General features: G+C 55.7%; 12 protein-coding genes and 1 pseudogene. 6 read left to right on the top strand and 7 right to left on the bottom strand.

Annotated features, from left to right (window positions below; genetic code table 11):
* Positions 1-88 precede the first annotated feature (88 nt).
* The 4 genes from VAE57_RS14585 (at position 89) to VAE57_RS14570 (ending at position 4,742) form a co-directional block, all read left to right on the top strand.
* Positions 89-1,483 carry a right-handed parallel beta-helix repeat-containing protein gene (locus VAE57_RS14585; RefSeq protein ID WP_322822595.1) on the top strand — a complete coding sequence of 465 codons (1,395 nt, stop codon included), beginning with the start codon at positions 89-91 and terminating at the stop codon, positions 1,481-1,483.
* Complete coding sequence (locus VAE57_RS14580) at positions 1,483-1,824, top strand: cupin domain-containing protein (RefSeq protein WP_322822594.1); 342 nt, start codon at positions 1,483-1,485, stop codon at positions 1,822-1,824. The genes VAE57_RS14585 and VAE57_RS14580 overlap by 1 nt, the downstream gene beginning before the upstream one ends.
* A 637-nt stretch (positions 1,825-2,461) precedes the next feature.
* Positions 2,462-3,547 (top strand): inositol-3-phosphate synthase, encoded by a 1,086-nt coding sequence (locus VAE57_RS14575; protein ID WP_322814948.1) that lies wholly within the window; start codon positions 2,462-2,464, stop codon positions 3,545-3,547.
* Positions 3,548-3,704: 157 nt separating this feature from the next.
* A complete protein-coding gene (locus VAE57_RS14570; protein WP_322822593.1) occupies positions 3,705-4,742 on the top strand; it encodes a glycosyltransferase family 2 protein in 1,038 nt (345 codons plus the stop codon).
* Positions 4,743-4,744: 2 nt separating this feature from the next.
* Here VAE57_RS14570 and nirK read toward each other — a convergent pair whose 3' ends face one another.
* A complete protein-coding gene (nirK, locus tag VAE57_RS14565) occupies positions 4,745-5,791 on the bottom strand; it encodes a copper-containing nitrite reductase (RefSeq protein WP_322822592.1) in 1,047 nt (348 codons plus the stop codon).
* A 535-nt stretch (positions 5,792-6,326) separates the two neighbouring features.
* Between nirK and VAE57_RS14560 the strand changes: the two genes are divergently transcribed.
* Positions 6,327-7,076 carry an HpcH/HpaI aldolase family protein gene (locus VAE57_RS14560; protein ID WP_322822591.1) on the top strand — a complete coding sequence of 250 codons (750 nt, stop codon included), beginning with the start codon at positions 6,327-6,329 and terminating at the stop codon, positions 7,074-7,076.
* A gap of 7 nt (positions 7,077-7,083) precedes the next feature.
* Here the strand turns inward: VAE57_RS14560 and VAE57_RS14555 are convergent, their stop codons facing one another.
* Complete coding sequence (locus VAE57_RS14555) at positions 7,084-7,758, bottom strand: Crp/Fnr family transcriptional regulator (RefSeq protein ID WP_322822590.1); 675 nt, start codon at positions 7,756-7,758, stop codon at positions 7,084-7,086.
* A 69-nt stretch (positions 7,759-7,827) separates the two neighbouring features.
* Here VAE57_RS14555 and VAE57_RS14550 point away from each other — a divergent pair, with 69 nt between their 5' ends.
* The gene (locus tag VAE57_RS14550; RefSeq protein ID WP_322822589.1) at positions 7,828-8,091 is read left to right on the top strand and encodes an ATP-binding protein; all 264 of its coding nucleotides are present in this window, start codon (positions 7,828-7,830) and stop codon (positions 8,089-8,091) included.
* A 40-nt stretch (positions 8,092-8,131) separates the two neighbouring features.
* On the opposite strand, the gene VAE57_RS14545 is transcribed toward VAE57_RS14550, so the two are convergent.
* The 5 genes and pseudogenes from VAE57_RS14545 to VAE57_RS14525 form a co-directional block, all read right to left on the bottom strand.
* Positions 8,132-8,755 carry a GNAT family N-acetyltransferase gene (locus VAE57_RS14545; protein ID WP_322822588.1) on the bottom strand — a complete coding sequence of 208 codons (624 nt, stop codon included), beginning with the start codon at positions 8,753-8,755 and terminating at the stop codon, positions 8,132-8,134.
* A 447-nt stretch (positions 8,756-9,202) separates the two neighbouring features.
* Entirely contained in the window at positions 9,203-9,988 is a 786-nt protein-coding gene (locus tag VAE57_RS14540) for an enoyl-CoA hydratase-related protein (RefSeq protein WP_322822587.1), read from the bottom strand.
* 31 nt (positions 9,989-10,019) lie between these two features.
* Positions 10,020-10,987 (bottom strand): annotated as a pseudogene (locus VAE57_RS14535) (AAA family ATPase).
* A 363-nt stretch (positions 10,988-11,350) separates the two neighbouring features.
* Positions 11,351-12,151, bottom strand: coding sequence for a CAP domain-containing protein (locus tag VAE57_RS14530; protein WP_322822586.1), 801 nt, complete (start codon positions 12,149-12,151; stop codon positions 11,351-11,353).
* Between the two features lie 385 nt (positions 12,152-12,536).
* Positions 12,537-13,502, bottom strand: a complete 966-nt coding sequence (locus VAE57_RS14525; RefSeq protein WP_322822585.1) for an intradiol ring-cleavage dioxygenase — start codon at positions 13,500-13,502, stop codon at positions 12,537-12,539.
* Positions 13,503-14,427: the final 925 nt, after the last annotated feature.

Raw genomic sequence — 14,427 nt, 5'->3', positions numbered from 1 at the left:
AAAGCTCGCTGTGACTTTTTTCACAGCAAAAACCTGCCTGTAACTCTACTGTAGAAACAGGCAGTACAGGCGTGATGGGAGCCGGTCTATGAGATCACGACATCGGTGGCAAACACTCGTCGGTTGGCTTTGCATATGCTGGATCATAGCCGTTCCGGTATGTGCCATCGCCGCACCACAGACGGTAGAGACTGATGACGATAACGGGGTCATTCACATTATCCGCGTGGGTGCAGGCGGGGATTACAGCCAGCTCACCGACGCACTGGCAGCAGCGCCTGCCGGCGCTATCATCGAGGTCCTGCCCGGTATCCAGATCGGCCAATGGGTCATCGACCGGCCATTGACATTGCGCGGCTCCCACGGTGCCATTCTCGATGGTGGCGGGAGTGGTACAACGCTGACCATTACTGCGCCAGATGTTCATGTTCAAGGGTTGAATTTCCAGCGTACCGGATTGCAGCCGGTTGATGCCGCGATTCTGGTGCGTGCTCGCGCAGTCACGATTGAGGGCAATCGCTTTGAACGCTTTATGCGTGGTATTACGATTGGTGATGGTGCCGGTGTGAATGGTGATGCGGTCTACACCATCGTCAGAAACAATACACTCGTCGGATGGCCTGATGGCACACTGCCAGAACGTAGCATTGGGATTGCTGTGCTGAAAGCCTCGGCAGTGCGGATTGAGCTAAATACCATTCTCGCTGTGCAGACCGGTATAGCAGTTGATGATGCACCTCGTGGGGTCATTCGGGGCAACGTCATTCGGGCAACTGAAACAGCATTTGTCACCCCTCTTCTGGCCGGTTCGACTTCCATCCTGGGTACTACTGCAACCTTCTTCAGTGCAGCTCTATGCCTGCCTACCGCCAGCGACGTTGTATTTGAGCAGAATACGTTAGAACATAATACGACGGCAATGAAGCTGGCCGGCAGTGCACGGATGACCATCCGCCAGAATCTGCTCCGCACGCAACATGCCGATGCTCTGCTGGTTCACAATAGCACTGGTTTGCTGATTATCGATAATCACTTCCACCAGAATCCACGAGCCGTCACGATTGGCGGGAGTGGTACCGTAGACATTCGCCAGAACCGATTTACCGACAACGAGACAGCGTTCATCCTCGCGGCGGGTGATGCAGTAGTTACCGTGCATCACAACGATTTCATTCACAATCGGAATCTGCTAATGCGCGACGTACAGGCAGCAACAGTCGCCTGGGAAGGCAACTATTGGGAACAACATGTAGTGACCGATTGGTGGTTTTGGCTGCGTGCGCAATGGGTGAGTCAGGATCAGCAGGGACGTAGCGTGTTACCATACGTTGTTGATGGTGTTGTTGATCCCTATCCGTCACTCATTCCCTATTATCCTGATGTTCAGGCAACAAATCGACAACAGTTGTTGGTTGTGATTATATGCATTGGAGTCTGTCTGATTGCATTGTATCGATTCTGGCGACTGAAAGGAGTACAGTGATGGGATTGCCGGCAGAGCATGTCATCGATGTTGCAGCAGCCATGCGAGCTGCGACTCATGATGGTGCGATCTGGAGCGTGAACAGCGAACAGATGAATGTGAATCTCATGCGTTTGAAGACTGGGGCGACCATTCCGTCTCATGTTAATGCGGAACTTGACGTGTTACTGGCAATCTACGAAGGAGAAGGTGAATTGGTGGTTGATGAGACGGCTGTGGCGCTTGCTCCCGGTATCGTGGTGGTGGTACCACGGGGCGCCCAGCGTTCATTGCGCTGTCTGCGCGGGCCGCTGGTCTTCCTGTCTGCCCACCGTCAACGGGGAGGCTTGATGCCTCGCTGATGCCCGGTACGTCTTTCATTCTAAATCTTGCGCAACAATGTGCATTGTTCTGGTGTGCTATCAGCGAGTTGCCGGTGGGTTCTTGTGAGCGTAGTCGTAGGGGTATAGCATGCCGTGTCTCTGCCGATGTCTAGCGGTGCATCATCCAGGTACAGGTTCCGTAGGGGCGGGTTCCGCAACCGTCCCTACAGACGGTGCATGTGCCCGTTCACATTGCCATACGAGAGAAAGGGTACGTTTTGGATCGCGTGCCCTGCATGGGGCCGTATCAGATTTGATATAACTCTGTCTGGATAGTATCCCTCCGGCATCCGGCGTGTCCGGGTTGTCTTTGCGCGTGTGGAAGCCGCGCTTTCGTACCCCTGTGCGCTGCATAGATGCACGTGACCATCGCACTGTTTCACGGTCGTTTCGGGCAATCCAGGTGCCATCGCAGCGTTCGTGCAACGTCTGCACATAGCACAACACACCGTCCTGTGTGCCTTGCACGCATTCCTGCCCGATCACCCCTTACCTGCACCGCACCACAACGCGGCATTTTACAAAGTGTCGCGACAAGAGTACAATGTCGTGTTGATCCACGCCGCCACGCTGCGGCTACTGCCTCATAAAGCTGTGTTGAAAGGAAAGAAGCGCTGTGAGCAAGAAGATCCGCGTTGCGATTATTGGCGTTGGCAATTGCGCCTCCTCACTGGTACAGGGCGTCCATTACTACCGCAATGCCCGTGATGGCGATGACATCCCCGGTCTGATGCACGTCAACCTGGGCGGCTACCACATTGGCGATATCGAGTTCTCGGCGGCATTTGATATTGCCGATACCAAGGTTGATCGTGATCTGTCCGAGGCGATCTTCGCCGAACCAAACAACACCTACCGCTTCGCCGATGTACCGAAGCTGGGTGTACCGGTGTCACGTGGAATGACCCACGATGGCATCGGCAAGTACCTCAGTACGGTGATCCGTAAATCGAAGCGCGATACCGACGATATTGTAGGTATTCTCCGCGAGACGAAAACGGATGTTGTCGTCAATTTTCTGCCGGTCGGCAGTGAGATGGCGACCAAGTGGTACGTCGAGCAGGTGCTCGATGCCGGTTGTGCATTTATCAACTGCATCCCGGTCTTTATCGCCAGCCAGGAGTACTGGCGACGCCGCTTCGAGGAGAAGGGGCTGCCGATTATCGGCGATGACATCAAGAGTCAGGTCGGCGCAACTATCACTCACCGCGTGTTGACAACCCTCTTTAAGGAGCGTGGCGTTCGTCTCGACCGTACCTATCAGTTGAATTTTGGCGGCAATACCGACTTTCTCAACATGCTCGAACGTGAGCGTCTGGAGAGTAAGAAGATCAGCAAGACCAATGCTGTCACTTCACAGTTGGGGTACGAGTTGCCGGCTGAACAGGTGCACGTTGGGCCGAGCGACTACGTACCGTGGCTGGGGGATCGCAAGTGGTGCTACATCCGTATGGAAGGTACTACCTTCGGCGATGTGCCGCTCAATCTGGAGCTGAAACTGGAGGTGTGGGACTCGCCCAACTCGGCGGGGGTGGTGATCGACGCTATTCGCTGTGCCAAACTGGCCCTTGACCGGGGGATTGCCGGTGCACTCTACGGCCCCAGCAGCTATTTTATGAAGACACCGCCTCGCCAGTTCACCGACTATGAAGCGCACGATTTGACCGAGCGCTTTATCCGTGGTGAGGTCGGCGCCAAGTAGTGATTTCCCGCTGAGGCAAGCTATGGGCAACCCTGGTGGCGTCCCTCTCAGCCAGGGTAGGGGCAGCCACCAGGGCTGCCCGTCGGGGCACGGTAGGGCACCCCGCACGGCAGCCTTACCGGCTCATGACACCGGACACTATTCAAGCAGGATGGGCATGAAACTGATAGTGCAGATTCCGGCCCTCAACGAACGTGATACTATCGCCGATGTCATTCGTGCTATTCCCCGTCAAATCCCCGGCGTAGATCAGGTTGAGGTGTTGATTATTGATGATGGCTGTACCGATGATACGGTTATGGTCGCCCTGGATGCCGGTGCTGATCATGTGGTACGTCATACTGCCAACAAAGGGCTGGCAACCGCATACCAGACCGGTATCGATACCGCGTTGCGTCTCGGTGCCGATATTATTGTCAATACCGATGCCGATAATCAGTATCCAGGGAGCGAAATCCCTCATCTGATTGCACCGATCCTTGCCGGCAAGGCCGACATTGTGATTGGCGACCGGCAGGTACATCAGATCGAGCATTTCTCCCCCCTGAAAAAGGCATTGCAACATATCGGTAGTGCAGTGGTACGCTGGGCATCCGAGACAAATGTGCCCGATACCGTGTCGGGTTTTCGTGCGCTGTCACGCGAAGCTGCGCTGCGCACCTTTGTGACCTCTGATTTTTCGTATACGGTTGAAAATCTGATCCAGGCCGGTAAACGTCGTCTCACAATTGTGGCGGTGCCTATCAAGACCAATCCTGTGCAGCGTCCCTCTCGCCTGCACCGCGGCAACTGGAATTTTATCAAGCGGCAGGCCGCCATCATCGCCCGCACCTACACGACCTACGAACCCCTCAAAGTCTTCAGCTACATTGCGCTCGTCTTCGCGACTCCGGGCATTGTATTGCTGGGATGGGCTGCGTTTGTCTTTATCGGTCGGCGCCTGTCCATACTCTCGGCCACCAACGATCAGTCTTTGCTGGTGGGGAGTATCCTGGTTTTAATGGCGTTGATCATCTTTCTCATCGGCTTACTGGCCGACCGGGTCGGGGGTGTGCGCCGGTTACAGGAAGAGATACTTTACCGCACGCGCGTCAATCTGGTCGAACAAGAGGCGTGGCGACGCACGATTAGCGCCCGTCTTGATCGGATCGAGCGGGCGCTGGGGGTGACGGTGAACGATGAACCTGAGCCTTGATCTCAGTGGCCGGCAGTGTTCAGTTCGGGAGCGTCGAAGACCGTTGGATTGGGGTCGCCACTGACCTCAATTTTGGCGATTGCCCCCTTGTCAATCGAGCGGCTGAGGGCATGATCGACCAGGATGTAGGTGCCCGGTACTTCCACTTTGAACTCGATGATGACCGCTCCGCCTGCCGGGATGAGGGTTGTCTGTACATTGTGGTTCTGCAGGCTACCACCCTCGACATAGACGGTGTCGAAGATTTCGCCGATCACGTGAAAGTTGCTGCTCACGTTCGGGCCACCCACGCCAACAAACAGCCGTACCGTTTCACCAACCCGTGCCTTCATCGCATTGTCGCCAGTTAAACCAGCGGCCCGGCCGTTGAAGACGATATAGGTCGGGTTTTCATCCTTCACCGCCAGCGGGTTGAAGGTTAGATGGCCTTTGGTACCGTAATCTTGTTGGGTGTAGAAATCACCTTGCATAATGTAGAACTCGCGATCAACCGGCGGCAGACCACCTTCAGGCTCCACGACGATTAGCCCGTACATCCCATTGGCGATGTGGGACGGAATATGTGGCGTTGCGCAGTGGTACACGTAGACACCGGGGTTAAGCGCCTGGAAGCGGAAGCTCTTGGTCTGACCAGGAGCAACCTGCGTCGCCACTGCCCCACCACCCGGGCCAGTCACTGCGTGCAGATCAATTGAGTGTGGTAACTGGCTGTCAGGCGCATTGGTGAGTGAGAGTTCGACGGTATCGCCGACCCGCACCCGGATCATTGGGCCAGGAACCGTACCGTTGAACGTCCAGAACGTATAGGTGCTGCCATCACCCAGGTAACCTACCACTTCACGAGTCGTCAGCTCTACGGTTACCGTCTGTGCCGGGCGGGCACCAACCGGTGCTGGGACTGTATTGGCCGGTAACATTACCTCATGGGCTACCTCCATTGCTGGGGCAACTGTCGGCATGACCGGCATTTGGACGCCGGTAGGCGTAGGCATAGCCGCACAACCGGCCAGTAAGGTGACCAATACTGCAATAATAAGTGAGCGAACCATGTGTTTTCTCCTTCTGTCTAAGCTTTTGCCTTACTGACCCAATGGTAGCGAATAGCGTTCATTATGAATGTGACAGAAGTCACAACCTCTTGTTCAACAGGTGTTGCCAGGTAAGTAGCTCAGCGATATGTGTAGAACGTATCTCACCAAGCTGTGCGGTTGTGCTACCAGACTGTCGGCTCACGAACGCTTGCCAATGACCAACGATAGCCTGGCCTACCCTGCTCTCGGTACGCTGGTATAGCAGCGAGCAGCGCTGGCGACCATCTCCAGTGCCATTACCCCTTGGATTAGTTGCCTTGCGCGTTATGTGGCATGTTGTGTGGCGGGTGGCAGCCATGCTGCCGCGCCAGTCGTGCTCACGATCCGGCGCTTGTCACGTCGTTGACCTGCTGGTCACGGAGAGACTATGTATGCTCGTCACGTAGTCTGTCGGTGATTAATGAGATAACTTCTGCTACTGCGCTAACTCTTTTCCCCACTCTCCAACCGTGCTACCATGCAGATGTTCGCTGATAGTATGGAGACACAAACTATGGTTGATCACCTTCGCCAACGTTGGGCAAGCGACGCAGTGATCTACAATGCGTGGCTCACCATTCCCAGCCCGTGGAGTGCTGAGCTACTGGCCGCTGCCGGATTTCCCTCGCTCACCATCGATCTTCAGCACGGCTTGATCGACGATCCAACCGCATTGCAAATCCTGCATACCATTGACCGACGGTGTCCGGTCTTTGTTCGTTTAGCCTGGAACGAACCGGCAGCGATTATGCGCGCCCTGGATCGGGGTGCTGCCGGGATTATTGCGCCGTTGATTACCGGCCCGGCTGATGCCCAGGCGCTGGTTGCTGCCTGTCGCTTTCCACCAGAGGGCATCCGGAGCTATGGGCCGGTGCGGGTTGGCGTTGTGCACGGTGTGGCTGAGCCGGCCCTGGTGGCACGCCTGCCGTTCATTATGCCGATGATCGAAACTGCCGGCGCCCTCGATCAGCTTGAGGCGATTGCTGCTGTGCCCGGCATTGATGGCCTCTACGTCGGACCGGCCGACCTCAGCCTGAGTTTAGGACTTCCCGTACCAGTGGATTTCGCTGCCCCACCTTTCCGAGCGGCGCTTAGCCGGGTGGTTGAGGTTTGTCGGCAGCATCGCCTGGTCGCCGGCATCTACGCCAGCCCGGAATGGGCCGCCGATCTGGCGGCGCTCGGCTTTCGGTTCATCACGATTGTCAACGACAGTGATCTGATCAGTCGTGGGGCAATAGCAGCATTACAGCGCGTAAGCAGCTAATCTGAACCTACGTCTCAGCACAGGCGGCCAGCGCGGCGCGGTCGCAAATCGCGATTGCGCCGCGTTCGATACGGATCATCCCCTGCATCTCAAACTGGTGCAGTGTCCGACTCACCATCTCGCGCACGGTACCGATCATGGCGGCCATCTCGGCCTGTGTCAGCGGTGCCATCAATTCGCCCTTTTCAGACGCAATCGCCCGATTGAGCAGCAATTGCGCCAGACGGCCTTGTACGCTGTGTAGCGCAATGTTGTCGATCAGATTGACCATGTAGCGCAGGCGAGTGGCAAACTCACGGAGCAGGGCCATCGCCAGTGCCGGGTGTTCATGCACCAGTTGCCGCATTGCTGTGATGGGGAATTCCAGTACCTCAACATCGGTAATCGCTTCCACGTTCACCGGACAAGGCCCCTCATCGAAGATCGGTACCGCATTGAAGTGCTGACCTGGCCCCATGACATTCACGATCTGTTCGCGGCCATTCGGGGCAATGCGAGTCAGCTTGACCCGTCCTGCTACCATGGCGTACATTGCCTGTGGCGGCTCACCGGCAAGGACAATCAAAGCACCGGCGGGGTATGAGCGCGGGAAGGACGTGGCTGCCAGTGCCTGCAATACCGTATCAGTGAGGTGCGTACAAAAACTCACCCGGCGCAATTGAGTGATTCGTTCGTTATTCAATGTCCACCTGCACTGTGACGATTGTCACTGCAACCGTAGCTTTATTCTCATTATAGTGGATTGCAGAAGATGATGAACCGGAGGAATGATATGAATACGACTCAATCTGTAATCCGTCTGCCACACCTCCCTGAGATAGATCGCAACCGTTGCAACGGCTGTGGTCTTTGTGTGGCACTCTGTCCGACCCATGCGGTTGCTATCTGTGACGGATATGCAGTGATCGCCAATGCCGATGCCTGCAATTTTTGCCCGCTCTGCGAGAGTTATTGTCCAACGGGAGCCATTGGGCGACCGTTTACAATCACGTTTTGTTCGGCGAATGCAACCTGATGAGATCTGGCTGGATGCATACCGACAACACAGCAGTGATTTATGCCAGCACCTTCTCCATCACCAGGCTCGGCCAGCCCAGGCGAGCACGCCAGCCATCCAGTCGCCAGATTTCATCGTACCCACACCGCCGATAGAAACGTTGAGCGGCAGTATTGTTCGCCAGCACTTGCAACCGGGATCGGGGCAATCCACGTGATCTAATCTGCGCCTCGAGGGCTGCCATCAATGTCTGCCCGGCCCCCTGACCACGCGCCGCCGCAGTGATCACGACCGAGTGGATCAGGGCACTCTGCGGATCGGTATGACGATACACACCTATCAGACTACGTGCCACCACACTTACCAGTTTGAGGGTTGGCCCGATCCCAAGCTCACGCACTGCTGCCGCAATCGTTCCCCGTGGCGCTCGCTTGTAAGCTGACTCGTCGGGGAATTGCAGCATACCGGTACCGATCACTCGCTGCTGATCATCACATACCACCAACCTGTTGTTGAGGGTGGCTGCGCCATTGGCCTGCAGCGTATAGGCTAACAACCGCTCTTGTCCGGTCCGGGAGCCACTGAGTGCACCGGGCAATTCAGAGTGATACAGTTCGACGATCAAGCGGGCCAAATCAGGTATATCGGCGCCGATGGCGGGGCGAATAGTGAATGCAGGCATACGATAGCACCTTTTCAAGCAGCATTGATGTTGCGATTACGACCAAAGCTTATTGGATACGTCACACCGGATACTCCATCGCAGGATGGCTCTCACTATCTACCGTAGCAGTCACCGTGAGCGTGTTTAACGCGCCAGCCCTCTCTCACCGACGAATGGCAGGCTTTTCATCCGGCTGCCGCAGGAGCGTGAGAAAAGTGGGTACTGACTCGTTCAATCATTCACATAGTACAGACATCAGCCGGTGTTCCATTCCCGTACCAGGGTAACCTCAGCGTGTGTGACGCGCCAGTCCCCTCTCACCGACGACTGGCAGGCTTTTCATCCGGCTGCCGCAGGAGCGTGATAAAAGCGGGTACTGACTCGTTCAATCATTCACATAGTACAGGCATCAGCCGGTGTTCCATTCCCGTACCAGTGTGACCTCAATCCAGGGCCGGTTCCTATCTATTTTGACTCTGGAACCCAGGGTGGAGACTGACGATTGAGAAACGCCCGCAACCCGGCCTGGCCCTCGGCACCGGTACGGGCAGAGGCAATCGCTTCGATTGCCAGCCGTCGCACCTCATCGAGTGAACCGGTGCGCACCACCTGCAACAACGCTTTACTCATCGCTATCGCACGTGGCCCGGCCTGCAACAAATCGCGCACGACACGGTCAACAGCCTGATCGAGTTGATCGACCGCTACCACCTCGTGTACCAGACCAATCGCCAGCGCCTGCGCTGCCTTGATCCGGCGTCCGGTTACAAACAAGGCACGGGCATGCCCAAAGCCGATTTTTGCGCTCACAAAACGGGCAATAACCGCCGGCAGCAGACCCAGGCGCACCTCGGTTAAACCAAAAATAGCTTCTTCAGCCGCAACCACATAGTCGGCACAACAGACCAGGCCCACCCCGCCACCGAGTGCTGCGCCGTGTACCCTGGCAACCACCGCTTGCGGTAGTGTATCGAGGGCCGTGAACATCGCATCAAGGCGAGAAGCATCGGCCAGATTCTCTTCACGTGAATAGTTGAGACTGGCCTGCATCCAGTTGAGATCGGCTCCAGCACAAAACGATGGCCCCTCTCCCTGCAAGATCAGAACCCGCACGGCAGGATCATCGCGTAGCTCAGTGCAGACCTCAGTAATTCCGGCGATCACGTCAGGGTTAAAGGCATTGTGAACAGTTGGTCGCTGTAGTGTAAGGGTGGCAATCGGGCCATCACGGGTAAGCGTTAACACTGCCATCGTGCTTGCTCCTTCTCCAGGCGAAACAGCACTACTCTAGCGGTAATTCCACGCTGGCCAACACCTCGGCCAAAACGTCAGCACTGGTGCGGCCACGGATTGCGGCTGTCGGACGCACTAGTAGACGATGCTTCAAGACCGGTTCGGCCAGTGCCTTGTAATCGTCGGGCAACACATAATCGCGTCCGGCCAGCGCTGCCCGCGCCTGCCCGGCACGAAACAGCGCCAGCGTCGTCCGTGGACTCATTGCCAGCGCCAGATCGGGATGGCTGCGCAACTGCTGCGCCAGCCGCACCAGGTACTCACGCAATGATGGTGCGACGCGCACGGTATAGACTATCCGTTGCAGTGCCGGTATCTGTGACCCGTCAACCACTGCCGTCACTTGTGTAATGGGATGATCGCCAGCGAGGGTCGTCAACATCTGCAACTCATCAGCCGGAGAGGGATAACCGAGCTGTATCTGGAGCAGAAAGCGATCAAGCTGCGCTTCGGGTAAGGGAAACGTACAAACTCAATCGGATTCTGGGTAGCCAACACCAGAAATGGTTCTGGCAAACGATGCGTCACACCGTCAACACTCACCTGCCCTTCCCCCATCGCTTCGAGCAAGGCGCTCTGCGTGCGCGGTGTTGCGCGATTGATCTCATCAACCAGCACCACATGGCTAAAGAGTGGGCCGGGCTGGAAGACAAATTGCCCATTCTGTGGACGGTAGACACTGACACCGGTGAGGTCATTGGGCAGCAAATCGGGAGTACACTGAACCCGTTGAAACCGCAATCCCAGCGATAGGGCCAGGGCACGGGCCAGCATGGTCTTGCCCACTCCGGGGACATCCTCAATCAACACGTGCCCACCGCACAGCAAAGCGATGAGCAGTAAGTCTATTGCTGCCGTTTTGCCAATAATAACCCGTTCAACATTTGTCCGCACACGTTCAGCAAAATCGGCCAGTGCGTGCAGATTGGAGATAGAGGTCGAAGATGGTGTATTCACAGAGTTTATTTCATACGTGATAAGCTGATGACCACGTAACAGATTATACCTGATCGACAGAATCGGTTGACACCAGTTATCACACATTAACCCACACTATCCCACATTATCCCACGTGGATTTGTGGGTGTGTTAAGAATTTTTAGAACAAATGTTTTTTATTAGGTTTTTTATTTTGGTTGATAAATGAAGTGCAATGCTTTCTGTCTGGCAACGCCTCAGAAAGTTTAGAGCAAATGGGGAGTGTTTGCCCAAAATTTGCTCGCTTGCAACAGCTTCTCATAAAACAGAGCAGGATACGGGCAATTTTGATAACGGACGGTTGATCGCCGTATAGATTGCGTATCCTGCTCTGCAGAGGATTTAACGCACCACCAGCGGGATATGCACTTGTATCCCTGTTGGCGAGCTACTGGCCTGCTGCACCACAATCGTATCACTCGCCTGATAGGTTGTCGTACCCTGGCGGATCTGCACGAAGACGGTGTGTTCACCGCTGCCGCTAGCTAACGTCCAGGTGTAGGTAGTGCTGTACGGTTGCCACTCCGTCCAGGTTACACCATCGTTGCTCAGGCGCATCTGTTCGGCCCATCCCGCCCCGTAGATGTACAGTTGTACCGTTGATGAGGTGGTGGTTGCCGCTTCGCCGTTGATCACCACCGGATAGGTATTCCAGCGGCAGCCGAAGGTCTGCGACCAGAAGTGGCCGTAGGTTGTGCTACTGCGATAGGTGTAACCGGCACCCATCTCGCACAGGCCGTTCCGCAAAATATTTGCTCGATGACCACTGCTGTTCATCCAGCCATTGATTACAGCGTCCGGGGAAGTGTACCCTGCCGCCAGGTTTTCAGCCGCTATTGAGTAGTTGTAGCCAAAGGCGATAAAACGTTGGCCCATACTTCGCCCCAGGCCATCGGTATGCGAGAGGGTGTTGCGACTGGCGTTATCTTCGACGATGAACACCGCCGCCTGTTGCAGGTTATCGTTCCGCTTGAGCGGCGATAGACCATTTGCCATCCGTATCTGATTGGTCAGCTCGATTACCTGTTGCATTGGATCGGGTTGGGCAAGGAGTGGAGGTGCAGGCAGGTGGGGCAAAGTGCCGATGATCAAGAGACCGAGACAGATCGTGCCGCATAGCAGGTGCAAAGAGTGGATCAGCATACGTTGATCACCTCATCAATGTGTGCTATGGCTGCCGGAGATCCGTACTCTGGGGGGAGGTGTCTCAGGACGAGGAGTCGCATCTCCTGAGCTGTTTGCGTACAAACTGTAGTATATGATAGCAGAGCAGTAGTGGCAGTAGGATGGAAATTTTTTCATCAAGATATGACAGATAAGACAACACTGTTTTGTCCCTGGCATCTGCCATTTTCTATCGGGCTATGACAGATTACATGACGTGATAACACATACAATCACCCATGCCTGCCGGGTCGAGTGCGGAAGTCTGGCTTCCGCACTGCATTTCCCGGCTGATGGCACGAGAGTTCAAGTATCTGGCTCACGATGGGTAAGGCGTAGTCCTTTACTCTTTCGTTCATTACCTCTATACCCCTGGCACACCAATTGTTAGCCGGGCTACCAGGCCATCGTTCAGTGATCCGGTCACTGTTGCCATCTGGGTCTGCCAGCCATCACGAAATATACCGTCGCGCTCCAGCGAGATACGACCAAGATTATTCAAACTGTTACCGTATTGCGGATCAGCGTAGACTTGCCGGCATATCTCTTCCGGGAGAGCCAGTTGTGAGGTATGCACCACATTGCGCGCACTGGTGGCCTGATCCAGCGCAGGGTAGATCTCAAAATGCACGTGCGGCCAGCGTCCAGAATAGCACCCGGGGAAGATGGTTTGGAAGACAACAATCCCATTCGCGTCAGCAGCCTGCACCCCGCGCAGATAATCCTCACCTTCCACTCCACTGCTGTACATTGAATAGCGTCCCTGCGCATCACAATGCCAGGCGTACAATGCATAACCGGCGAGTGGCGCACAATCGCCACCGGCCCGCACCAGCTTCAGTTCCAACCGAAGCGGAATGCCAGCGGCAAGGTTACCGGTGCCAAGGCTCGTCCGAATGTCCTGGCGTACCACACCAGATCGAGCCAGCACATTGAGACTTGCCCCCTGCGAGCCATCCCCAGGGAAGGGGCCCGCAGTCTCGGTTGGAATTGGTGAAACACATTCGGCAACCGGAGCAGAGGTGGGCGTGACTGCCGTGGCAGGCGTGCTTGCGGTAGCGGCTACCGTTGGACTGGCCGGTAGCGCTGTGGGATTGGCTGGTAGTGCCGTCGGGCTGGATACACTGGCCGAACCTGCCGCAGAGGTGGCCGTTGGCACGCCTGTTGGCGCGGATGACTGACCGGCGAAGGGTGTACAACCGGCCAGAAAGCTGGTAATTCCTACCAGTCCCAACTTTAAGAGACGGCGTCGAGTCAGTGGTGACTGTTGCAGCATGGTCAAGTCGGCTTGCAGGCCGAGGTCGAACAGGTCACGGTGTTCTTGTTCCATTGGGTACCTCACATCAGCGAATACTATTCTTTGAGAGAGTTGTAGCACGGCATTGTGCAGAACTTGATGAGAATTTGAGTAGATTTGATGAAGAATTGTTGTGATGTATTTCTCCCCGGCGGTTGAGTATTACCCATACCCTGGCGCCATGTCGCTACAGGCGTATCTTGCATTCCAGAGAACGCGCTACTGGATAGTCCTTTTTCCTGTTGTAGTGCCTCGGTTGCATTACTTGCAGTGCGGAAGCCACGCTTTTGCCCCCAACACGCTCCGGTATTGGGTGAGAGGTACAACCGCCAATCCCCATGCCATCCTGATAAGGCGTTTCTAGGCAAGCCTGTAACGTACAATTGCCGGTAGGTGTAGGTTGAACGCAGGTAACAGCAGTCTATGCGTTGTTCGCTACGATCCGCAGATGACTGTTATTGTTTGCAGTCTCCAGATGCTGCACTGGCGTAATAACCCGTGCGTCTCTGGGGCGTGGTGGAGTGGACGTCAGGTTGCTGTACGCCAGACCTGCGGCACAGATACTCCTGCACATAGTGCAATGGCGGACAGCACATGAGAGCGTCTTGCGGATGCTCTGAACGCCCTTACCTCCGGCTCCTCTCCCGCGTAGCGCGAGAAGGGCGGTCGGAGGTTTGATTCAGGGCTTCCTGATGAAGTAGAAGTTTTTCGTTCGCCTCTGAACTGCCCATTGAGGGAGATCTATCCGACAACGGTGAGCGCTTTCTGGAATGGCTGCGACACCTGCACATTGTGGGTGCACCAGTGTTCACACTGGTTACTCGCATCGTGCCGGATGGTTATGGAGAACTAGAACTTATTTCATAAAAGCTGTGCTATCGTGCTGCACGACCGTCGTCCTGGTGCATGAACGCTTGCCAATCAGCAACGATAGCCGACCCGGCTCCTGGCCCGTTGG

Origin of the sequence: Chloroflexus sp. (assembly GCF_034434295.1) — a bacterium.
Classification (GTDB): domain Bacteria; phylum Chloroflexota; class Chloroflexia; order Chloroflexales; family Chloroflexaceae; genus Chloroflexus.
This window is presented reverse-complemented; position numbering and strand designations above follow the sequence as displayed.

What these genes read in the sequence shown, in the direction of transcription:
- VAE57_RS14585 (WP_322822595.1), top strand. Translation starts at nt 89, where the DNA reads ATGAGATCACGACATCGGTGGCAAACACTCGTCGGTTGGCTTTGCATA.
- VAE57_RS14580 (WP_322822594.1), top strand. Translation starts at nt 1,483, where the DNA reads ATGGGATTGCCGGCAGAGCATGTCATCGATGTTGCAGCAGCCATGCGA.
- VAE57_RS14570 (WP_322822593.1), top strand. Translation starts at nt 3,705, where the DNA reads ATGAAACTGATAGTGCAGATTCCGGCCCTCAACGAACGTGATACTATC.
- nirK (WP_322822592.1), bottom strand. Translation starts at nt 5,791, where the DNA reads ATGGTTCGCTCACTTATTATTGCAGTATTGGTCACCTTACTGGCCGGT.
- VAE57_RS14560 (WP_322822591.1), top strand. Translation starts at nt 6,327, where the DNA reads ATGGTTGATCACCTTCGCCAACGTTGGGCAAGCGACGCAGTGATCTAC.
- VAE57_RS14550 (WP_322822589.1), top strand. Translation starts at nt 7,828, where the DNA reads ATGATGAACCGGAGGAATGATATGAATACGACTCAATCTGTAATCCGT.
- VAE57_RS14545 (WP_322822588.1), bottom strand. Translation starts at nt 8,755, where the DNA reads ATGCCTGCATTCACTATTCGCCCCGCCATCGGCGCCGATATACCTGAT.
- VAE57_RS14540 (WP_322822587.1), bottom strand. Translation starts at nt 9,988, where the DNA reads ATGGCAGTGTTAACGCTTACCCGTGATGGCCCGATTGCCACCCTTACA.
- VAE57_RS14530 (WP_322822586.1), bottom strand. Translation starts at nt 12,151, where the DNA reads ATGCTGATCCACTCTTTGCACCTGCTATGCGGCACGATCTGTCTCGGT.
- VAE57_RS14525 (WP_322822585.1), bottom strand. Translation starts at nt 13,502, where the DNA reads ATGGAACAAGAACACCGTGACCTGTTCGACCTCGGCCTGCAAGCCGAC.